Raw genomic sequence first — 21,267 nt, forward strand, 5'->3', positions numbered from 1 at the left:
GCATCTCTGGGTCGCAGATCCCGCTGAACAAAGTCTTAATGGCGACCGGGGTGGCGCGCCATGTCGCACCCCTTCGCCTCCTCCGGCGCCCGTCCCGCGGGCGCCATCAGAGCCAGCACCCACAGCGGCGGCGCCCAGAAGAAGGGCGACGCCGCGGCAAGGCAGACCGCCGGCCACAGGCCGGCCATGGTCCGCCCCACGTCGAACAGCGCGGCGGGCGTCGGCAGCGGCGGGACGGCGGGGTTTCGGCGGGTGGGCATAGAGGATTCTCCGTTGGGCGCCGGTGGCATATACTCCGCCATCCTAACAGGATGCGGCCGGCCATGCTGCGGCTGGATGGGAGCGAAAGGCGCGTGCAGGCTTGACCCGCCCGCGCCTTTCGCCCAAATCAGCCGCGCCGCACCCTGCGGGCGGGTTTCGGAAAGCGGGAGAGGAGAAGCCGATGAGGAGGACGGTTCGGGTCGCGTCGGCGGCATGCGTGGCCGGGCTGCTGGCGTTCGGCGCGCCCGGCGCCGGGCTGGCGCCGGTTCCGGCGGCGGCGGCTCTGCCCGCCGGGGCCACCGGGGTGACGACCATCGCGCCGATGCTGGAGCAGGTGACCCCCGCGGTCGTCAACATCGCCGTCCTGTCTCGGGCGCCGCAGGCGGAGAACCCGCTGCTGCGCGACCCCTTCTTCCGCCGTTTCTTCAACGTCCCCGAACAGCAGGCCCGCCCGCAGGTCAGCGCCGGATCGGGCGTCATCGTGGACTCGCGGCGCGGCTACGTCATCACCAATTCCCATGTGGTGGAAAACGCGCAGGAGATCGCCGTCACGCTGAAGGACCGGCGCCGCCTGCGCGCCCGTCTGGTCGGGCGGGACGCCGCGACCGACATCGCGCTTCTGAAGATCGAGGCGGAGAACCTGACCGCCCTGCCCTGGGGCGATTCGGACCAGTTGAAGGTCGGCGATTTCCTGGTCGCCATCGGCAACCCCTTCGGGCTGGGCCAGACGGTGACCTCGGGCATCGTCTCGGCGCTTGGGCGCAGCGGGTTGAAGATCGAGGGGTACGAGGACTTCATCCAGACCGACGCCTCCATCAATCCCGGCAACTCGGGCGGCGCGCTGGTGAACTTCAAGGGGGAGCTGGTGGGCATCAACACCGCCATCATCGGCCCTGCCGGCGGGTCGGTCGGCATCGGCTTCGCCGTCCCGGTCAGCATCGTCCGCTCCGTGATGGAGCAGCTCGTGGAGTATGGCGAGGTGCGGCGTGGACGGCTGGGAGTCGCCATCCAGGACCTGACCCCCGATCTGGCGGACAGCATGAACCTGTCCGGCGACGCCGGGGCCGTCATCACCCAGGTGGAGCGCGGGTCCGCCGCCGACCGCGCCGGCTTCCGCAGCGGCGACGTGGTGGTCGCCGTGAGCGGACGGCCCGTGCGCAGCGCCACCGACTTCCGCAACCGCATGGGGCTGGTGCGGGCCGGCACGCCCTTGCAAGTGACCATCCTGCGCGGCGGCAGCGAGCGGGTCCTGAACGTTCGCACGGCGAACTAGACCCGGATGATCGGAGGACGCCCCCCGCCCCCCCGCCGGCAGGCCCCGCCCGCCCCCATGGTCAGCGCGGCCCAGCGCCAGCGCGAAGTCGCCCGCATGCTGATGCGGCTGGACGACATGCTGAAGAAGTGCGCGGATCTGGCGGCGGCGGCGCGGGAGCGCGTGTCGGTCGGCGGGATGGGCCGCTACCGCAAGTTCTCCCGCAAGGTGCGCGACTTCTTCTCGCTGGCCGCGGTGACCCAGGAGCGTCTGGACGCCGCCCCGTCGGAGATGGAGGAGCTGATCGGCCCGATGACCACCGCGCTGGAGCGCCTGCACGCCCGCATGGTGATCCTGTTCGTGGAGGAGAGCGCCGGCTTCTTCAACACCTTCGCGCGGGTCAAGGCGTTGCCCATCGGCACGCACGAGACGGTGGGGGTGGAACTCCGCGCGCTGATGGAGATCCGCAAGTTCCTCGACGACCCGCTCTATGACGGGGAGCGCGGGCAGGGGCTGCGCAAGCAGACGGACCGCGTGGCCGCGCTGATGCGCGCGGTGATGGACCGCTGCCCGCCCCTGCCCGACTTCGGCGACGAGCCGAGCATCGGGCCGAAGGGCGCGGTCAACAAGCCGCTGCGCCCGCCCCGCCCCGCGCCGCCGCCCTCGGCGGCCCGCGCCGCACCGGAGCCACGCCCTCTGCCCCAGCCCGATCCCCGGCTCCAGGTTCGTCAACTGTCCCTGGACGACGAGGACTGAAGACCCGCCCTCAGCCGTCCGCCGGAGAGGACTGGCGGTTGCGGCTGTGCGCGTCCACGCCGCGCAGATGCTCGGCGGCCTCGTGAAGGGCACGTTCGCTGGCGCTGTCCGGAGTCTGCAAACCGGCCTCCGGGCCGAGGGCGGCGTCTTCCTCCGCGATCTCGCGGGTGGCCTGCCGCCAATGGTCGATGTGGCGCCCTTCGGGACGGTTTTCCCGCTCCCAGATGCCGTAGGCGCGCTCGCGGATGCGGGGGTCGTCGGGTGCGGTGTGATGCTCCATGGCGCTGTCCCTCCTCTGCGGTCCGATCCTTCAAGACCGTCAACAGGCGGACCGCACCGGCGTGCCCGGTTTCCCCGTGGCTACAGCCAATAGAGCGGGCTGACCCCGAACAGCCAGGGATGGACCGCGATCATCGCGGCGTAGGCGGCCAGCGCGGCCAGCACCCGGCCCCAGCCGATCTCTCCGGCGTGGACGCTCTGGCGCCCGGCCAGGATGGCGGCGAAGGGCAGAGCGGAGGTCTCCGCCCGGTAGGCCCGTCCGGCCTCGCTGCGGCGCAGGACCCAGTCGTTCTTGACCATGGCGAACAGGGCGATGACCGCCATGCTGGCGAACAGGACGACGCGCCGCCCGTCGCCCGTGGCCTGGAGATGAAGCAGCGCCCACAGCAGAAGACCCATGCTGCCGGGAAAGCGGGTGACGCGGAAGATGCCCCTCGGCGGATTCGGGGCCTCCGGCTCGCCGGCCTTGCTGGTGATGCGGGCGGCGATCAGCAGGAAGGACAGCGGCATCAGCGCGACGACGAGCGGCGCCGCCCAGGCGGCGGGAACGAACAGCGGCTCTCCGCCTCCGGCCTCGCGGTAGGCCCAGACGAACAGGCCGAGCGCCAGAAGCGACCCCAACGAATGCAGGGCGACGAACCCGCCCCGCCCCAGCCGGGCGATCAGCCGTGGCCGCACCCCCGGCCAGGACGGCACGGCGTGGGTGGCGAACAGGAACAGGGCGGCGAGGAGAAGATCGGTGGTCATGGGGCGAGAGAAAACACCGCTTTGCCCGGCGGAGTCTTGATGAACATCAAGCATGGAATGGGGAAGCGGTCGGTTTCCTGACGATGGTGAACCACAGAGGCACGGAGACACGGAGAACCGGCCTTCCCACCCCTCCGTGTCTCTGTGCCTCTGTGGTGAAAGACGCAGAAGGCAAACCGTGGCGGAGTGTGGCGCAGGCCACAGCGGGGACGGGCGGCTGGGCGTACCGTCCAGTCATCGAACAGGCCGGGACGCGACGCAGACAGCCCCGGCAGCCACTCCCGAGACACCGAAAGGAAACCACACCATGCGCCGCACCACCCTGATCGCCACCGCCGTCGCCGTCCTCTGCTCCGCCGCCACCGTCTCCTCGGCCTTCGCGGGCGACCTGATGACCGGGGGCATCCCGATGGGCAACGTCTCCAACCTCGGCGTCATCTCCAACACCGCGGCGGGCATCCAGAACAAGGCGCAGCAGCAGGTGATGGGCGTCCAGGCCGGCGGCGGGCTGACCGGCCCCTTCGGCACCGCCTCCAACCTGGGCAACGTCTCCAACCTCGCCGCCGGGGTCGGCAACAAGGCCAAGCAGCAGGTCTTCGGCATGCAGACCGGCGGCGTGCAGACCGGCGGGGCCGGGGTGAAGACGCCCTTCGCGCTGGGCGGCTTCAACAGCAACGCCGGCACCGTCAGCAACAGCGCGGTCGGCATCGGCAACACCGCCAACCAGCAGGTCAAGGCCATGCAGTTCGGTGCCCCCGGCGCCCTCTTCAACCAGAACCTCGGCACCGTCTCCAACCTCTCCGCCGGCATCGGCAACAAGGCCAGCCAGCAGGTCACCGGCATCCAGAAGTAAGGCTCCCCCATCCTCCCTCCCATCCAGGCAGACCTTGCGGCCGGGGCATCCCCCCGGCCGTCCTTTTTGCGCCGGAAGGGCGGTTTCCCGGCGCGGATGTGCCGAAAAGGAACCTTCCATTCCACGGCGCGTTGGAGCGGCGTTCACTCTCCCGCGGCCATGCGCCGCGGCCATTCGGGGAACCCGCAGCATGAACCGCGACAGCATTTCGACATTGGGGTGGCACGGGGCGGGATGGCGCGGTGCAGCCGTCCTGACTGCGTCGCTCGGACTGGCCGCCTGCGCCGGCAGCGTGCCGCCACCCACCGCCCAGCTCGGCGCGTCGGCGCAGGCGATCCAGCAGGCCGAACGGGCCGGCGCCCTGGAGCATGCCCCGGCGGAGTTCCAGTCCGCCCGCGAGAAGCTGGCCGCCGCCGACTCCGCGATGCGCGAGGACGAGCGGACCAAGGCCCGCCGTCTGGCCGAGCAGGCGCAGGCCGACGCCGAACTCGCCACCGTGCGGTCCCAGCGGGCGACGGCGCAGCAGGCCGCCAGCGCGGTGCGCACCCTCGCCAGCCCCAACGCCTCCGTGCCGGGGCGGGCGCCCGCCGCCTCCGCCGCCGCCCCCGTGACCCCGCCGGTCATGAGCGGGACCTCCACCTGGGACAGCCCGCGCACGCAGGAGGGCACGCCGTGATGAACGCTTCCGACAAGCAAGCACGGACGGCGAAGAACCGGCTGGCCCTGGCGTCGCTGGCCGTGGCGGCCCTGACGCTGGGCGCCTGCGCCACCCCGGACGACACGCCGGCCCTGGCCCAGGCGCGCCAGTCCTACTCCTCCGCCGCCGCCAACCCGCAGTTGGCGAGCAACGCCACGCTGGAGCTGCGCCGCGCCGAGGAGGCGCTCCAGCGCGGCGAGCGGGCGCGGAGTGACGGCGACCCCGCGGAAATGGACCATCAGGCCTATCTCGCCAACCGCCAGCTTCAGATCGCTCAGGACGTGGCGGCGATGAAAGGCGCGCAGCAGGTGGTCGCCAACGCCGAGACCTACCGCCTTCAGGACCAGATCCGCGCCCTCCAGGCGGAGCGGACGGAACGCGGGCTGGTCATGTCGCTGGGCGACGTGCTGTTTTCCACCGGCAGCGCCCGGTTGACCTCCGGTGCCGACGCGCGGCTGGGCGAACTCGCCAGTTTCCTTCAGCGCAACCCAGAACGCACGGTGCGGATCGAGGGCTACACGGACTCCACCGGCTCATCGGCCACCAACCTGCGGCTGTCGGAGGAGCGGGCCATGGCGGTGCGCGACGCGCTGACCGCCCGCGGCGTCAATCCCAGCCGCATCATGGCCCAGGGCCTGGGCTCCGCGCAGCCCGTCGCGTCCAACGAGACGGCGTCGGGTCGCCAGCAGAACCGGCGCGTGGACATCGTGATCTCCGATCCGGGGTCGGTGGCCGAAACGCGTTACTGACGCGCGCCGCCGCGACGTCACGCGCATCGACGGCGGAAAGAGCGGGCGGGCCTGAACGGTCCGCCCGTTTCCATTGCGCCGAAACAGCGCACCCGCGGAGAATTTGTGGAGAATGCCCGACAATATCAATGTTTCTTTACCTTTTGTGGTGTGTGGTTTTACCATGCGCGCATATGGGGGGACGGGACGTCCTTTCGATTGCGCGGGGAAGCGGAATGACCACTGGACAGGGTGACGAGGGAGCGATGCTCAGCAAGGGGTTCTTGAAGGCGCAGGCCCTGCTTCTCCTCATCATCGGCGTTCCGGTGATCCTGACCGTGGTTCTGCTGAACCCGCTGTGGAACGCCACGCTCCACCGTTTCGGCGTGCCGGAAGGGCCGGCGGCGGCGCTCGGCATGATCGTCACCATCATGGTGGTGATGGTCGTCCAGTATTGGGTGCTGGAAACGCGGCGCACCATGGTCACCAGCCTGTTCAACTTCATCCCGCACGAGCATCTGACCTTCGACGGCGAGACCCTGACGACGGACGAGGCGAACCGCCTGTTCGTCACCCTGCACCGGGATTCGGAGGAGTGGCGCCGCCTGCTGCGCGACAACGGGATGGATGGCCCGCTGGACGAGTTCGGCAGCCTGTGCGCCGCCCGGCTGGCCTTCGCGCGCCGCCCCCAGGGCATCCCGCCGGAGGCCGAACGCGCCATTGCCGAGGTGCCTCGGGCGGTGGAGCAGGCCAAGGCCCGCGTCGCCGCCGCGCTCGACCAGGCGGAGCGGGAGGCGCAGGCCGTGCGCGCCCGCCTGTCCGCCACGCAGGACGCGGTGGCGGAGCTGGTCGGCTTCATCCGCGACAGCGGACACCAGACCACGGGCCGGCACGACGGCGTCCAGCGCGGCGCGGCGGAGAACCGGGAGCTTCTGGCCAGCCTGCAGGAGCATCTCGACCGCCGCCGGGCGGAGGCCGGTTCCGACCTGACCCGGTTCGAGCAGATCGTGGCGGAGTCCCGCGCGCTCGAAGACTCGGTCAACGCCATCACCCGCATCATGTCGGCGACGAACATGCTGGCTCTGAACGCCGCCATCGAGGCGACCCGGGCCGGGGAGTACGGCCACGGCTTCCGCGTGGTGGCGAACGAGGTGCGCGATCTGGCCCGCCAGTCGAACGAGGCCATCCAGGTGATCCAGAAGGGCATCGACCGCATGCAGCAGGCGATTTCCCAGCAGATCGCCGGCCAGGACGCCCAGGCGAAGGTGGCCGCCGAGCATGAACTGCTGACCGCCCTGGCCGACCGGCTCCAGGATCTGAGCGCCGGCCAGCAGGACGTCGCCGGGCACCAGCGGCAGTTGATGAGCGAACTGGACCGGCTCGGCGGCTCCCTCGCCGGCACCCTGTCCGGCCTGGCCGGCGACCTGAGCGTTCCGGAGGGGCTGCGGCGGGAGTTGGACGCGATCAGCGGCGGGCTGGCGCGGCTGGGCGGGCTGGAAGAGGATCTGCGCGGCCTGTCCGCCGGGCGGCGGCGCGCCGGCTAACGGTCCTCTCTCTCCGTCTCCGCCATCGCCCGCGCGACCGCGTAGACGCCGGCCAGCGCCCCGGCGGTGAACAGGGCCGCCCCAACCGCGCGGGTCAGGGACCGGGCGGGCGCCGGGGCCGGGGGCATGCGCTTCCAGACGGCCCAGGCCTCCTCCGGACGGTCGGGATCGGCGATGCGCAGGGCGGCGAAGGCCTGCTCCGTCAGGCCGGGGTCGGTGTCGGGCAGCGGCATCAGACGGCGTCCGGACGGCCTGTTCAGCCGGTCGATGGCGGCGACCAGACCGCCCGCGGCGCGGACGGCGGCGGTCAGGTCCGCGGGGTCCACCCCCATATGCTCCGCCAGCAGGCGGTTGCGCATCGCGCCGATGGCGTTGGCGGTGCGCCAATCTCCGGGCGCCGCCTCCACCGCCAGATCGCATTCCGTGTCGTAGCCCATGGAGCGGTTGTTCAGGTTGCTCGACCCGATGCGCAGCAGCCGGTCGTCCACCACCATCACCTTGGAATGCACGACGATGCCGTTGCCGCCCCCGGTCAGCGGGGTCATGGCGCGCAGGCGCCCGTAGCGGTCGGCGGCGCGCAGCTCCTGCAGCACCACGCCGCGCGGTGTGTCCATGGCCATGCGGTCGAACCAGCTCGGGCTTTCCATCGGGACGACGACCACCACCTCCGGCCCGTCCGGCTCCCGCAGACGCCGGGCCAGCGCCTCGGCCACCCGGAAGGAGGCGAAATACTGGTTTTCCAGATAGATGCTGCGCCGCGCCCCGGCGATGGCGGCAAAGGTCAGCGCCTCGTTCTCGCGGATGGGCCAGCCGGCCAGACAGTCGGGAAGCGTCCGGGCGATGCCCACCGCCGCATCGGTCAGCAGGGGATGCAGCCCCTCCGGCCAGGGATCGGCGGGCTTTTCCGGCGGGGGCATCAGGACTTCCCCCGTGGCGTGGCTCCAGCGCTCGCGGGCCATGCGCCCCAGCGCGCGGGCGGCGGGGCCGTCCACCGCCATCATCACGTCGTGGCGCGGGGCGTGAAGCTCGCCGGTCGGCCAGCGGCGGCGCGGATCGTTGTCCAGATGCTCCGGCGTGTCCCAGCGGTCGCCGGCCAGATCGATGCCGCCGCAGAAGGCCAGCGCGTCGTCGATCACCACCAGCTTCTGGTGCTGCGCCGCACCCACCGGCAGGGCGTCGTCCAGCTCCAGCGTCAGGCGCGGGCCGGTGCGCCGGTTCAGCCGCTCCAGCGGCCCGTGGGGATGCTCCAGCGAGATGGGAAAGGGCATGTCCCATTTCAGCGCGTGGATGTGCAGCGACGGCCGGCTGCGGACCAGATGGGTGAGGAAGTCGCCCAGCGTTTCCGGGTCGTGGGGATCGAGGCGCATCCGCGGGTCGATGTCCCATCCCAGAACGATCACCGAATGCCGCGCCCTCAGCAGGGCGGCGCGCACCGCCGCGAAGAAGGCGGCGCCGTCCACCAGGACGGCCACGCGGTGCGCCCGCTCGGTCCGCCAGCAGGTGGCGCCGGGGCGCAGGATGGGCCGCGTCTTTGACCCCGCACCCGACCCCGAACCCGGAAGGTCCGCCGCATCCCCATCATGGTTCATGCCTGCCTCGGGTCCATGGCTGCCTCGACGTGCCGTAGCGGTGTTTCGGTCAACCCTTTCCGGCGGCGGCCTGTTCCACCGCGCGCCGGGCTGCCCCGGAAGAGAAATGATCCGTCCGGTTTTGCCGCAACGATGTCGGCGCCGGCCTGTTGGGGGTGGCGAATGGGGGACGGACACGCCGCAGGGCGCCGGTCCGAACCTCCGCGAACCAGGGCGCCTTTGAATGGGCGCCGCCACCAGATGGAGAGATGAGGATGCGTACCCTGTTGATCGGCGCCGCTTCGGCGCTCGCCCTGATGGCCGGCACCGCCATCGCCCAGACGGGCGGTAACACGGTGAGTCCGACCGTTCCCAGCACCACCACCTCGCCGTCCACCGGACTGAGCACCTCCGGCCCGGGCTCCGCGCCCGGCAGCACCACCGCGCCGGGCACCCCCGGCTCCACCGGGACCATGAACACCATGCCGGGCGGCGGCACCATGGGCAGCGGCATGCCGGGCACGTCGGGCAGCACCGTGGGCAGCGGCAGCATGGGAAGCGGGTCGTCGGGCAGCGGGACGTCGGGCAGCGGGACGTCGGGCAACTGGTCGGGCCAGACCGTGGCGCCCTCGGGCATGGGCAACGCCACCAGCAGCACCGTGCCCCGCGACAACCAGACCTCCACCGGCACCCACTGCCCGCCGGGCACCCCGAATTGCGGTCCGGACGGCAGCCAGTAAGGACCAGCCGGACTTGAGGGAACGGGCGCGCCGGGACCACCGGCGCGCCCGTTTCTCGTTCAGGCCACCGGGTTCAGGCCACCGGTTCCGGCCGGACCTCCGGGGGCTCGCAGGGCTCCGCCGCCGGGGCTTCCGCGGGGAAGCGCAGCACGAAGCAGGTGCCGCCGCCCTGCCGGCTTTCCACCCGGATGCTGCCGCGCAGGCGGGTGGCCACGATGTTGTAGACGATGTGCAGGCCGAGCCCGCTTCCCCCTTCGCCGCGCCGTGTCGTGAAAAAGGGGTCGAAGATGCGCCCCAGATCGGCGGGGGGAATGCCGCAACCGTCGTCGGAGAACCGCAGCTCGACCTCCTGCGGGTTGGGGCGGGTGACGGCGACGGTCAGCGTGCCGGCCCGCCCGTCCGGATAGGCGTGGATCACCGCGTTCATGGTCAGATTGGTCAGAACCTGGAACAGAGCGCCGGGATAGCTGTCCACCCACAGGCCCGCCGGGCATTCCACCGCCACCCGGTGGCGGGTCTGCTTCAGCCGCGGGCGCAGGCTGGTCAGCACGTCGTCCAGATAGGCGGCCAGATCGACGCTGCGCCGCTCCTCGCTGGTCTGGTCCACGGCGGTCTGCTTGAAGCTCTGGATCAGTTCGGCGGCGCGGTTCAGGTTGGTCTCGATCAGCCGGCAGGCCTCCCCCGCGGTGGCGAGATAGCCGGTGAAGTCGGCCCGGCGCAGCGTGTTGGCCTCCACCCCGCGGACCACCCGGCGGGTCTGGTCGGCCAGATGGGTGATGCCGGTCAGGGCGATGCCCACGGGGGTGTTCACCTCGTGCGCCACCCCCGCCACCATCCCGCCGAGCGAGGCCATCTTCTCCGCCTGGATGAGATGGGCCTGGGTTTCGCGAAGCTCCGCCAGGGCGGCTTCGGCGCGCCGCTTGGCGGCCTCCGTCTCCTCCTCCGACCGTTTGCGCAGCGTGATGTCGTTGACGGCGACCAGGATCGCCGGCTCGTCCACGTCGCAAATCTCCACGGCGGAGATCATCGCCCAGAAGGGGCGGCCTCCGGCGGTGCGCATCTCCATCTCCAGGTCGCTCGCGGCCCCCCGCTCGGCCACCAATCGGGACAGGCGGGCCGCGTCGGACGGGTGGACGAAGAACCGCCCGTCGCGCGTCAGGGTCAGCCGCGTCCCCTCCGCCCCGAACAGCGCCTCGGCCTGCGGGTTGGCGAACAGGACGCAATCGTCCGACCGCCGCGCGATCACGATGGGAAAGGGCGAGGCCGCCAGGATGGCGCGCATCCGCCCCTCCCCCGCCTTCAGCGCCTCGGCGTAGGCGTGGGTTTCGACCAGCGCGGTGCCGAAGCGCTCCACGCTGGTGGAGATGGCCTGAAGCTCCGCGAACAGGGCGGGCGGCAGCCGGACGGACCGGCGCTCCTGCTGCACCATGGCCAGCGCCCGCGAGGCGCGGCGGATCGGGCGGACGACATGGAGCCGCAGCAGCACGTAGAGGACGATCTGAACCGCCGACGCCACCCCCAAGCCGACCAGCACGATCCACAGGCCGCTGCGCGCCTGCCCGGTCAGCGTGCCGGCGATTCGCCGCGTGCTGGTCGTGGCGGCGTCGGTCAGGCTGGCGCTGAGGTCGTTCAGGACGCCGTGGGCGATTTCCGTCTCCAGCCCCATCAGCCCCGCCTCGGACAGGATGGTCCGGCGCAGGGTGAACAGGTCGCCCAGCCCGTCCAGGTCGCGCGCCGCGCGGACCAGCGGCGCCCGCGCCCCCGGCTCCAGCGGGATCAGCGCGTTCACCACCTCCGCCGCGTGCCGGTGGAAGCGGTCGGACTGGGCGGCAAGCTGGTTCGCGTCCGTCGCTGCCAAGCCGCCCGCCAGCGCCTCCAGCGCGCGGTGGAACGGCTCCTGCACCGGCAGGGGCGCGCCGGAGCGCAGAAGATGCAGGAACGCCTCGTCCCCCTTTTCCCGCAGGGCCGTGGCCCGGGCCGCCAGGGCGTCGATGGAATCGGCCCGCTCCGCCGTGCGGCGCACCGCCTGGATCGCCTGTTCGAGCCGCTGGAGGATGGCCGGAGCCGCCTCGAAGCGCCGCGACACCTCCTCCACCTCGGCCAGAGCGCCGGCGCGCTCCTCCGGCGAGCGGGAGCGCAGGACGGCCTCGGCCAACTGGCCCATGCGGGCGGCGAAGACGGCGTATTCGTGCTGGCGGGTGATTTGCGGAACGATGGCGCGGTCGGCCTCCTCGGCGAGGTCGAGCACCCGCAGGAAGGCCCCGCCGACCCCGAAGGTCAGCCCGGCCATCAGAAACGCCGTGGCCAGCGCGGTCAGCATCGTCACCGTGTGCAGCCGAAGCCGCCGGCCATCCCGTTTTCCCGTCACCCGCTGCCCCTCCGGCGTTGCGGCGCCCAGGCCGTCAGGATAGCCGCTTCCGCGCGACGGGGAAATGGTGGTATGCCGAACAGTCCGAGGATACGGATACCCCTACGGAACCGCCGCGTCCTCCAGGCTGGCGGTTCCGGCGGCGGTGGCGGCCAGAGTGCGGAACAGCGCCTGCTGGCGCGGGTCGGCGACGAGATATTCGGGATGCCACTGCACCCCGATCAGGAAGGGATGGCGGACCGCCTCGATCCCCTGGACGATCCCCACCGTCTCGCGCGCCACGACGCGCAGCCCATCGCCCAGCCGGTCCACCGCCTGATGATGCAGCGCGTTCACCCGGCATTCGGAAATGCCCAGGATGCGGTAGAGATGGCTGCGCGGGTCGATGCGGATGCGCTTGCGGGGCAGGACGGTGCGCAGGCGCGGCGCCTCCTCGTACACCTCGTGGATGTCGGTGAGCAGCGACCCGCCGCGGTGCACGTTGATCATCTGCGATCCGCGGCAGATGCCCAGCACGGGCAGCCGCCGCGCCGCCGCGCCGTCCAGCGCGCTCAGTTCCAGCCGGTCGCGTTCCGGGTCGATGCGCATCTTCGGAAGGGCGGCCTCGCCGTAAAGCGCGGCGTCGATGTCGTCACCGCCGCCGACCACCAGCCCGTCCAGCCGCTCGATGGGAAAGGGGTCGCGCGCCGTGATGCGCACCGCCCGCGCCCCGGCGCGGCGCAGGGCCAGACGGTTCGCCCACCAGGCGATGCGGCTGCCGTGCACCGACGCGGTGACCCCGATCAGGGGGCGTTCCTTCCCGATGAAGGCGGCCATCAGACGGCCAGCCGCCGGCCCGCCTCGGCGGCCCAGCCGTCCAGCGCCTTGCGCGCGGCGAAGGCACGGAAGTCCGCCCCCAGCGCGTCGAGCCGGCCGCGGTCCGCCGCCAGTTCCTCCACCGCCACCCAGCGGTTCCAGTCCTGGGCCAGGGTCCAGCCGGGATCGCCCAGCCGCGCGTTCGGCAGGCGGTAATGGAAGGTCGGGCGGGGCCGCACATGCGGGTCGCGCAGCTTGGCCGCCATCGTCTCCGGGGCGAGATGGGCGAACAGCGGAAACAGGTCCAGCTCGCGGTTGCGGGTCGGGTTGGTCTCCAGATAGTCGGTGATCAGCCCGTCGAGATCCGGACGGTAGGCGGGATCGACCACCTTCACCGCATAGTCCACCGGAAAGGCCGCGATGAAGCCGGTCAGGCGGCGGGTCGGGTCCACGCGGATCTCGCGGCGCAGCCAGGAGGCCAGGAGCAGGAAGGCCTTCAGGTGGTCGAGCAGGTAATCCCCGTCGGTGCGCGCCACCTGCGGGTTCAGGTGCAGCCCGAAGGCGAACAGCGGGCTGGCGTCCGTGCCGGCGGCGCCCTGGGCGCGCAGCGCGGCGAACAGGGGCTCCAGCTCCGCCAGCCGGGTTATGGGAACGGGCGGAGCGGCGATCTCGAAGGGCATGACGAGGCTGCCGATGTTGCCCCACCAGGGCCGCAGCGCCTCCACCACGCCATCGATCGCTTTGCCGACCGCTCCGGATTCGTCGCCGTTCGGCTTGCCGGGATGGGCGGAGCGCATGTCCAGCTCCACCGAGAAGTCGCCGAGCCGCGTGCCGGTCACCCGGCAGCGGTGCGGGCTTTCCGGTTCCAGCGCGCCGCCGTAGAGGCTGCGCACGACCGCCGCCGCGGAGGGGGCGTCGAGATTGGCGAACTCGACCTCCACGCCGACCGTGCGCTGGGCGCCGTCCGTCGTGGTGGAATGGGGGGGCGTGCGGAATGCTGTGTCCATGGCGCCCGTTCAACACGGCGCGCCGCACGGCGGTTCCCCGCCGCTCCCGCCGTCTCCGGAATCGACCGGCTATGATCAGTCGGTTGCCGAAGCGCCTTCGGATGCGCGCGGCAGATAGAGCGTCACGGTGGTGCCGGCTCCGACGGTGCTGGTCACGGTGACGGTCCCCCCCGACTGCCGGGCGAAGCCGAAGACCTGGCTGAGCCCCAGACCGGTCCCCTGCCCCGCCGGCTTGGTGGTGAAGAACGGCTCGAAGATGCGGCGCAGATGCTCCGGCGGGATGCCGGTCCCGGTGTCGCGGACGGCCAGCGCCACGAAGTCGCCGGTCAGGCCGGTCTCGCCTCCCCGCCGGCCCGACAGGGTTCGGTTTTCCGCCGTGACGGTCAGCGTGCCGCCGTCCGGCATGGCGTCGCGCGCGTTCACCGCAAGGTTGAGCAGCGCCACCTCCATGGCGTCCGGATCGGCCATGATCGACCACAGGTCGTCCGGAACGATCAGGGCGGTGTCCACCGCGCTTCCGGCGGAGCGTGCCAGCAGCGCCTCCAGCGACGCCTTGCGCTCCTGAAGGAGGAAGGGCACCGGTTCGTAGACGGATCGGCGGCCGAAGGCGGCCATCTGCCGCATCAGCGCCTGCCCGCGCGCCACGGCGGTTTCGGTCTCGGTCAGCACGCGGGTCACGCGCTCCGGGTCGTTGAGGCGGCTGCGGATGACGGCGATGCTGCTCATCACGATGGTCAGCAGGTTGGCGACGTCGTGGGCGACGCCGCCGGTCATGCGGCCCAGCGCCTCCAGCCGCAGGCTTTCCTCCCGCGCCGCCTCCTCGCGGCGGCGCAACCGCAACTCGCGCACGAGAAGCCACAGGAAGGCGCCGGCCATGGTCAGGCTGATCAGCGCCCCCGCCACGGCCAGCCACAGGGCGCTTCTGACCGGAGCGAGATAGGCATCCCGCGGCATGGCGAAGTGCACCGACCATCCATGGGCGGGCAGCATGCGGAAGGCGACCACCGTCGGGAGGCCTTCCAGGCTCATCCCGTCATAGACGCCGCTTTCGGCGGCGCGGCGGGCGCGCAGCGCGGAGCCGCTGGCCTGCTGCCCGATCATGCCCGGGTCTCCGCCGGCACGGGCCACCATCCGCCCCTCGGCGTCGACAATGGCGGCGATCCAGCCCGGCGGCAGGCTGTCGCCGAACAGCAGGCTCTGGAAGCCTTCCGGCATCACCACCGCCGACAGGACGGCAACCGTGGCGCCGTTGCGCGTCACCGGCACGCGGATGGGGAAGGCGTGCTGGTCGCGCGGGCCGCGCAGGATCGCGCCGACCGTCGGCTTCCCGGTGTCCACCACGCGCCGGTGGCTGTCCATCTCCAGCACCGTGCCTGGAGTCCCGCCCACCAGGAAGGGAGCGTCGACCAGCCGGTTTCCCTCCCGGTCGCTGAGCACGATGGTGGTCCACAGGGGAAGGGCGCTCTGCACCCGCTCGGCGTATTCGAAGAAGGCCGCCGCATCGAGTTCACGGCCCGCAGCCAGCCCGTCCAGCAGAGGCGACGCGGCCACCACCTTCAGCGCGTCCATCTGCGCGGACAGTTCACGGTCGACCAGCGCGGACAGCCGATCCGCCATGGCGACCGCGCTGGCCTCCATCGCGCTCTGCTCCTCGCGCAGCCAGGCACCGCCCAGGAGCGCGGACAGGACGACCAGCGGCAACAGCGCGGCCAGCACCAGAAGGAACAGCGGACGGTGGTAGGACTTCGTTGGCACGCGGGGTTTCCAGATCGGCAGGGAGCGCACTGTACCATGCCCGTCCGACGCCGGAAGCGGCGGTTCCGGTTCGGCGGTCCTGCGCATCCTGCATTGACCATGGGTTGTGGGCGTCGCGTCCATCCACCGAAGATAGTCGTTCGCGAAATGGTTGAGGAACATATTTTTCGGGAGCCCGCAAAGGAGTCGCCGCGGGGGGCCGCATCGGACCCGGCGGGAGCGCTCCGTTCCGCCGGGACGGGAACGCCGTCCGCGCATCGCCATGAACAGCGCGAGGTCCTGCCGCCACCCCAAGAATTACCCCTTTCGATCAAAAGATTTTCGTGACTTTTTTGAAAACAGATAAATGATTTCGCCTCCTACCCGAACCGCATACCTCTTTATCGCTCCACAAACTTCTAATGACTGCAAAGCTTCAAGAAAATAAATCCACTGCATTAACTGCGATTTAACCATGCAAAGGTTATCCCGAACACAGGCGAAGCGATTGCCGCCTTTCATTCCGGCTGCTTTCCCGCCCGATGGGAGCCTGTGACACGATGACCCTGCTGGCCCGCCTTTTCCTGCTGGTGCTTCTGGCCGTCCTGCCGGCCTTGGGCATCCAGGCCTACAGCGTGTTCCAATTCCGTGCGGAACGCGCCGAGGAAGTCGCGGTCCAGGCCGAACGGCTGCTGCATCTGGTCGAAGGCGAACAGGCGCGGATCGTGGACGGAGCGCGGCTGATGGTCACCTCCATCGCCGAATCCGCCACCCTGCGGTCCGGCGACCACGCCCAGTGCCAGGCCCATCTGATCCGGTTGGCCCGCCGCGCGCCCGAATACCGCAACCTGAAGGTCCTCGACCGCAACGGCGCCGTTCTGTGCAGCCCCTCGCCCGACGGCGCCCCCGCCATCGCGGATCTGCCGCACGCCCGCCGCGCGATGGAGGAGGGCCGTTTCGTCGTCGGCGAATGGACCGCCCCCGGCCCGGCGGCGGAGCCCGGCACCGCCATGCTTCCCTTCGCCGTCCCCTTCCGCGACGAGTCCGGCGCCGTCGCCGGAGCGGTGACGCTCGGCCTCGACCTGCCCTGGCTGAGCACGAATTTCGCCGCGCGCCCGCTGCCCGAGAACGCCAGCCTGCTGGTCAGCGACCGCAACGGCACCATTCTGGTCAAGCTGCCCAACGGCATCGCCCAGCGCGGCGAACGCATGCCGAAGCCCTATCTGGACCTGCTGAACGCCCCGAGCGGCGGTGTCACCACCCTGCCGGGCATGGACGGGGTGGCGCGGGTGCTGGCCTATTCGCCGTCCCGCCAGGGCACGCGCGACCTGTTCGTCAGCGTCGGGCTGGACCACACCGCAGCGGCCGGCACCATCGACCGCGCGACCCGCCAGGGGCTGCTGATGACGCTGACCGGGCTGGTCGTCGCCATCCTGGCCGCCTGGATCGGCGGGACCGTGTTCATCCGCCGCCCGGTGGAGGCGCTGATCCGCGCGACCCAGGGCTGGAGCGCCGGCAACTCCAGCGCCCGCGCCGGTCTGGTGGACCGCAAATCGGAGATCGGCCAGCTCGGCCGCGCCTTCGACGCCATGGCCGAGACGCTGGAGGCGCGCGAGCGCGCGCTCCGCGGGTCGGAGGAGCATCTGCGCGCCGTCCTCGACACCCTGCCCACCTTCATCGGGGTGCTGAGCCCGGCGGGCGACGTGCTTCAGGTCAACCACACCGCCGTCCAGGCCGCCGGCCTGCCGGTGGAGCGGATCGTCGGGCGCCCCTTCCACGAGGCCTGCCGGCGTTCCTTCCCCGGCGCCGCGGGCGACCGCCTGCGCGCGGCGGTGGAGCGCGCGGCCCAGGGCGAATCCTCGCGCTTCGACGCCGTGGTCCACGCCGCCGGGGATCATCCGGCGATCATGCCGGCGATCATGGAGGTCCGCGTCACCCCGATGCGCGGAACCGACGGGCGCATCACCCACCTGATCGTGTCGGGCATCGACATCACCGAACGCAAGAGCACCGAGGAGGCCCTGCGCGTCACCAACGAGCGCTTCCGCACGGCGCTGCGCAATTCCGGCGTCGTGGTCTTCAACCAGGACTGCGCCCTGCGCTACACCTGGATGCACAACCCCGCGCTCGGCTACACGGCCGAAAAGGTGGTCGGCAAGACCGACGTCGAGGTCTTCGAGGACGGCGCCGACGCCGAGGCCCTGACCGCCATCAAGCGCCGCGTGCTGGACACCGGCGAGGGCGTGCGCGAGGAGGTCCGCATCCGCCACGACGGACAGGAGTATTTCTACGACCTGACCATCGACCCGCTGCGCGGCCCGGACGGCGCGCTGGCCGGCATCACCTGCGCGGCGGTGGACGTGACGGGCCGCAAGCAGGCCGAGGCCGACCTGCGCCGCGCGCGGGAGGAGGCGGAGCAAGCCGCCGCCGCAAAGTCGAAGTTCCTGGCCGTCGCCAGCCACGACCTGCGCCAGCCCGTGCAGTCGCTCTACCTCTTCGCCGCCGCCCTGGGCGACCGCCTGCACGGGCACCCCAGCCTGCCGCTGCTGGACAACATGCGTCAGGCGCTGGACACGCTGAAGGGTCTGTTGGACGGGCTGCTGGACATGTCGCGCCTGGAATCCGGCAAGATCGCCGCCAACCCGGCGGAGGTCCGGCTGGGTCAGGTCCTGGGCCGGCTGGTCGCCGAATACGCGCCGCGCGCCGCCCAGAAGGGGCTGGAGCTGCGCGCCGTGCCGACGCGGGCCTGGGTGCGCACCGACCCGTCGCATCTGGAGCGCATCCTGCGCAACCTGATCGAGAACGCGCTGCGCTACACCCGCCAGGGCCGCATCCTGATCGGCTGCCGCCGCAGCGGCCCGGACCGTGTGCGCGTGGAGGTGTGGGACAGCGGCATCGGCATCCCCGCCGACCGGCTGGAGGACATCTTCGAGGAGTTCACCCAGATCCAGGGCAGCGGCGACCGCGGGCTGGGCCTCGGCCTCGCCATCGTCAAGCGCCTGTCGAAGCTTCTGGACCACCGCGTGCGCGTGCGGTCGAAGGAGGGAATCGGCTCCGTCTTCTCCGTGGAGATGCCGCGCGTCGTGGCGGAGAAGCCCCGCGCCGCCGCCATCCCCCCGGCGGGCATCGACCTCTTCCGGCAGGCCGCCAACGACTGCGCGACCAAGGGCATGGTGCTGGTCATCGACGACGAGGCCATCATCCTGCTGGGCCTGAAGGCGATGCTGGAGGGCTGGGGCTACAGCGTGCTGACCGCGCGGTCGGGCGATCAGGCGCTGGAACGGCTGCGCGCCGACGGGCGCCGCCCGCAGATCGTGCTGGCCGACTATCAGCTCCAGCAGGGGCGGACCGGGCCGGAGGCTCTGGCGGCGGTGCAGGGTCTGGTCGGCAAGGACGTGCCGGGCATCATCCTGACCGGCGACACCGCCCCGGAACGGCTGGACGAGGCCCGCCGCAACGGGTTCGGAATCCTGCACAAGCCGGTCTTTCCCAACGACCTGCGCAAGATGATGGCCAGCGCCGGGGCGGCGTGAGGGGAAATCAGCGCCGCCGGACGATCCTCCGCCACAGCGGCACCGGGCGCTCCTCCGCGGCTTTCTCGGCGAGCCATTGGTCGGCCAGCTCGCGCACCTGCCAGCCGCCCAGGTAACGGTCGCAGTCGATGGCGCTGTACAGCCGCACCTTGTCCCGGCCGAGTCGTTCGAAATAGTCCAGCGTCCGCTGGCGGTCCATCGGGGTCATCGGGTTTACAGGGGGGTTCATCAAGGGGTCCATCGAGCGCATCCTGTCCGGCCTCCCTTCCGTGCTGCTCAAAAGAACGGCATACACCCGTTACCGTTTGTTCAGTTGGTATATGGATTGGGCACCGAAGCATCCCAATAAGCCTTTGGCGGCAAGGGCTTCCCTTCGGCCCATCCAACGAAGGTCAGGCTTGCGCTTCCAATGCCGCCCATCCCTTCCCACCCGCCCCGCCCGCGTGCACAATGCGGCACACGGATGCGTGGGCGGCGAACCGCCTCCCGACGCGATCGAAAGGCAATTCAGAACGGGGAGCGGGGAATCATGAGGAAGACGTCGTGGATGGCCGGAGCCCTGGCGGCGGCCGTCGCCGGGCTGTGCGCGGTTTCGGCCTCGGCGCAGACCAAGGTGACCGTGGCGATGAGCGGCTGGACCGGCTTCGCGCCGATCACGCTGGCCAAGGAAACCGGCATCTTCAAGAAGAACGGCATCGAGGTCGAGATCAAGAAGATGCCGACCTCCAACCGCCACCAGGCGATGGCGGCGGGCGAGGTGCAGGCGATCACCACCACGGTGGACACGCACCTGCTCTACGCCTCCTCCGGCGTGGACGTGACGCAGGTGCTGGTGCTCGACAGCTCGCACGGCGGCGACGGCATCGTCGTGCGCGACGCCATCGGCGGCCTCGCCGACCTGAAGGGCAAGCAGGTGGCCGTCCAGTATGGCGGCGTGCCGCAGTTCTGGCTGGCCTATGTGCTGAAGAAGAACGGGTTGTCGATCGGCGACGTGCAGACCGTCAACCTCCAGCCGTCGGACGCCGCCAACGCCTTCGTCGCCGGCCAGTTCGACGCCGCCGTGACCTACGAGCCGTACCTGTCCAAGGTGCGCGAGGCCAAGGGCAAGATCATCGTCACGTCCGACCAGACGCCGGGCGTCATCATCGACACGCTGGCCTTCCAGCCCGACTACATCCAGAAGAACCCGAAGGTCGTGAAGGCCTTCGTCGACAGTTGGTTCGAGGCGCTGGACGAGATCAAGAAGGACGAGAAGAAGGCCTTCGAGATCATGGCCCGCGACGTCAACCAGACGCCGGAACAGTTCGCCACCTCCGCCAAGACCGTGCTCTGGTACGACAAGGCCGGCAACATCGAGTATCTGACCAAGACCATGCCGACCTTCATCAAGGAGGTCCAGGACGTGATGCTGGAGGCCAAGCTGATCCGCAAGGCCCCTCCGAGCCTGGACAGCATGACCGACGCGTCCTTCGTGAAGTAAGTTCTTGCCCCCTCCCCAACCCTCCCCCGCTTCGCGGGAGAGGGGGTTAAGTTCCCTCCCTCGCCGAAGGCGGGGGAGGGTCAGGGAGGGGGCACCGCCTTCCAAACCCGACAACGGTCCACCAATCCCATGTCCCCCCTCTTCACTCCGCTGAAGCCGGTCGCTCCGGCGCTGCGCACGGTGCTGGGCATTGCCTGCTTCGTGCTGTTCTTCCTGGGCTGGGGCATCGCCACCTACGGCGGCTTCGTGAAGCCGCTGTTCCTGGCCTCGCCCGGCGACACGCTGACGGCGGGCATCGCTCTGTTCCGGGAGTTCGGCTTCGCCGAGGACATCGCCGTCACGGTCTGGCGCGTCTTCGCCGGCTTCGCCATGGCCGCCGCCCTGGCGGTGCCGCTGGGCATCCTGATGGGGGCCTTCAAGCCGGTGGAGGCCTTCTTCGAGGCCTTCGTGTCCTTCGCCCGCTACCTGCCGGCCTCGGCCTTCATCCCGCTGCTGATCCTGTGGGCGGGCGTCGGCGAGTTGCAGAAGATCCTGGTCATCTTCATCGGCTCGGTCTTCCAACTCGTCATCATGGTGACGGTCATCGTGTCGGGCATCCGCACCGATCTGGTGGAGGCCGCCTACACGCTGGGCGCCAAGCGCGACGGCGTGGTTCTGCGCGTCCTGCTGCCCGCCGCCGCCCCGCAGATCTTCGAGGCGCTGCGCCTCGTGCTCGGCTGGGCCTGGACCTACGTGATCGTGGCGGAACTGGTGGGCGCGTCGCGCGGCATCGGCCACATGATCATCGACGCCCAGCGCTTCCTGGACACCGGCCAGATGATCTTCGGCATCTTCGTGATCGGCGTGATCGGCCTCATCACCGACCTGCTGTTCCGGGCGCTCAACGCCCGTCTCTTCCCGTGGGCCAAAGGACGATAAGCGCCGG

19 protein-coding genes are annotated in these 21,267 nt (G+C 70.9%); 10 read left to right on the forward strand and 9 right to left on the reverse strand.

Annotated features, from left to right (window positions below):
- Window positions 1-35: 35 nt before the first annotated feature.
- Entirely contained in the window at window positions 36-260 is a 225-nt protein-coding gene (locus tag DS843_RS24820; protein ID WP_149471513.1) for a hypothetical protein, read from the reverse strand.
- Window positions 261-442: 182 nt separating this feature from the next.
- On the opposite strand from DS843_RS24820, the gene DS843_RS24825 reads away from it, so the two are divergent.
- Both DS843_RS24825 and DS843_RS24830 read left to right on the forward strand, forming a co-directional pair.
- Window positions 443-1,534, forward strand: a complete 1,092-nt coding sequence (locus DS843_RS24825) for a Do family serine endopeptidase (protein WP_149471514.1) — start codon at window positions 443-445, stop codon at window positions 1,532-1,534.
- 6 nt (window positions 1,535-1,540) lie between these two features.
- Window positions 1,541-2,269, forward strand: a complete 729-nt coding sequence (locus tag DS843_RS24830; RefSeq protein ID WP_286192298.1) for a hypothetical protein — start codon at window positions 1,541-1,543, stop codon at window positions 2,267-2,269.
- 10 nt (window positions 2,270-2,279) lie between these two features.
- Here the strand turns inward: DS843_RS24830 and DS843_RS24835 are convergent, their stop codons facing one another.
- Together DS843_RS24835 and DS843_RS24840 are read right to left on the reverse strand one after the other, a co-directional pair.
- Complete coding sequence (locus tag DS843_RS24835) at window positions 2,280-2,549, reverse strand: DUF2934 domain-containing protein (protein ID WP_149471515.1); 270 nt, start codon at window positions 2,547-2,549, stop codon at window positions 2,280-2,282.
- Between the two features lie 80 nt (window positions 2,550-2,629).
- The gene (locus DS843_RS24840) at window positions 2,630-3,295 is read right to left on the reverse strand and encodes an NnrU family protein (protein ID WP_149471516.1); all 666 of its coding nucleotides are present in this window, start codon (window positions 3,293-3,295) and stop codon (window positions 2,630-2,632) included.
- A gap of 307 nt (window positions 3,296-3,602) precedes the next feature.
- Between DS843_RS24840 and DS843_RS24845 the strand changes: the two genes are divergently transcribed.
- The 4 genes from DS843_RS24845 (at window position 3,603) to DS843_RS24860 (ending at window position 7,117) form a co-directional block, all read left to right on the forward strand.
- On the forward strand, window positions 3,603-4,148 hold the full coding sequence (locus DS843_RS24845) for a hypothetical protein (protein WP_149471517.1): 546 nt from the start codon (window positions 3,603-3,605) through the stop codon (window positions 4,146-4,148).
- 190 nt (window positions 4,149-4,338) lie between these two features.
- Window positions 4,339-4,824, forward strand: a complete 486-nt coding sequence (locus tag DS843_RS24850) for a DUF4398 domain-containing protein (RefSeq protein ID WP_149471518.1) — start codon at window positions 4,339-4,341, stop codon at window positions 4,822-4,824.
- Window positions 4,824-5,594, forward strand: coding sequence for an OmpA family protein (locus DS843_RS24855; RefSeq protein ID WP_149471566.1), 771 nt, complete (start codon window positions 4,824-4,826; stop codon window positions 5,592-5,594). Before DS843_RS24850 ends, DS843_RS24855 begins: the two co-directional genes overlap by 1 nt.
- 215 nt (window positions 5,595-5,809) lie before the next feature.
- Window positions 5,810-7,117: a methyl-accepting chemotaxis protein gene (locus DS843_RS24860; RefSeq protein WP_286192299.1), complete on the forward strand. Its 1,308-nt coding sequence runs from the start codon at window positions 5,810-5,812 to the stop codon at window positions 7,115-7,117.
- On the opposite strand, the gene DS843_RS24865 is transcribed toward DS843_RS24860, so the two are convergent.
- The gene (locus DS843_RS24865) at window positions 7,114-8,706 is read right to left on the reverse strand and encodes a phospholipase D-like domain-containing protein (RefSeq protein WP_149471519.1); all 1,593 of its coding nucleotides are present in this window, start codon (window positions 8,704-8,706) and stop codon (window positions 7,114-7,116) included. The genes DS843_RS24860 and DS843_RS24865 overlap by 4 nt on opposite strands.
- Window positions 8,707-8,960: 254 nt before the next feature.
- Here DS843_RS24865 and DS843_RS24870 point away from each other — a divergent pair, with 254 nt between their 5' ends.
- Window positions 8,961-9,425 (forward strand): hypothetical protein, encoded by a 465-nt coding sequence (locus tag DS843_RS24870; RefSeq protein WP_149471520.1) that lies wholly within the window; start codon window positions 8,961-8,963, stop codon window positions 9,423-9,425.
- A gap of 73 nt (window positions 9,426-9,498) precedes the next feature.
- Here the strand turns inward: DS843_RS24870 and DS843_RS24875 are convergent, their stop codons facing one another.
- The 4 genes from DS843_RS24875 to DS843_RS24890 form a co-directional block, all read right to left on the reverse strand.
- Window positions 9,499-11,793, reverse strand: a complete 2,295-nt coding sequence (locus DS843_RS24875; RefSeq protein WP_149471521.1) for a sensor histidine kinase — start codon at window positions 11,791-11,793, stop codon at window positions 9,499-9,501.
- Window positions 11,794-11,895: 102 nt separating this feature from the next.
- Window positions 11,896-12,609, reverse strand: a complete 714-nt coding sequence (locus DS843_RS24880) for a gamma-glutamyl-gamma-aminobutyrate hydrolase family protein (RefSeq protein WP_149471522.1) — start codon at window positions 12,607-12,609, stop codon at window positions 11,896-11,898.
- Window positions 12,609-13,595 carry an amidoligase family protein gene (locus DS843_RS24885; protein ID WP_149471523.1) on the reverse strand — a complete coding sequence of 329 codons (987 nt, stop codon included), beginning with the start codon at window positions 13,593-13,595 and terminating at the stop codon, window positions 12,609-12,611. The genes DS843_RS24880 and DS843_RS24885 overlap by 1 nt, the downstream gene beginning before the upstream one ends.
- A 75-nt stretch (window positions 13,596-13,670) precedes the next feature.
- Window positions 13,671-15,350 carry a sensor histidine kinase gene (locus tag DS843_RS24890; RefSeq protein WP_167525455.1) on the reverse strand — a complete coding sequence of 560 codons (1,680 nt, stop codon included), beginning with the start codon at window positions 15,348-15,350 and terminating at the stop codon, window positions 13,671-13,673.
- A 539-nt stretch (window positions 15,351-15,889) separates the two neighbouring features.
- Between DS843_RS24890 and DS843_RS24895 the strand changes: the two genes are divergently transcribed.
- Window positions 15,890-18,862: a PAS domain-containing protein gene (locus DS843_RS24895; RefSeq protein ID WP_149471525.1), complete on the forward strand. Its 2,973-nt coding sequence runs from the start codon at window positions 15,890-15,892 to the stop codon at window positions 18,860-18,862.
- Between the two features lie 7 nt (window positions 18,863-18,869).
- Here DS843_RS24895 and DS843_RS24900 read toward each other — a convergent pair whose 3' ends face one another.
- Window positions 18,870-19,091 (reverse strand): hypothetical protein, encoded by a 222-nt coding sequence (locus tag DS843_RS24900; RefSeq protein ID WP_149471526.1) that lies wholly within the window; start codon window positions 19,089-19,091, stop codon window positions 18,870-18,872.
- Window positions 19,092-19,391: 300 nt separating this feature from the next.
- Between DS843_RS24900 and DS843_RS24905 the strand changes: the two genes are divergently transcribed.
- Entirely contained in the window at window positions 19,392-20,342 is a 951-nt protein-coding gene (locus tag DS843_RS24905; protein WP_149471527.1) for an ABC transporter substrate-binding protein, read from the forward strand.
- Window positions 20,343-20,471: 129 nt separating this feature from the next.
- Complete coding sequence (locus tag DS843_RS24910) at window positions 20,472-21,260, forward strand: ABC transporter permease (protein ID WP_149471528.1); 789 nt, start codon at window positions 20,472-20,474, stop codon at window positions 21,258-21,260.
- Window positions 21,261-21,267 lie beyond the last annotated feature (7 nt).

This window comes from Roseomonas genomospecies 6 (assembly GCF_008365375.1).
GTDB lineage: Bacteria > Pseudomonadota > Alphaproteobacteria > Azospirillales > Azospirillaceae > Azospirillum.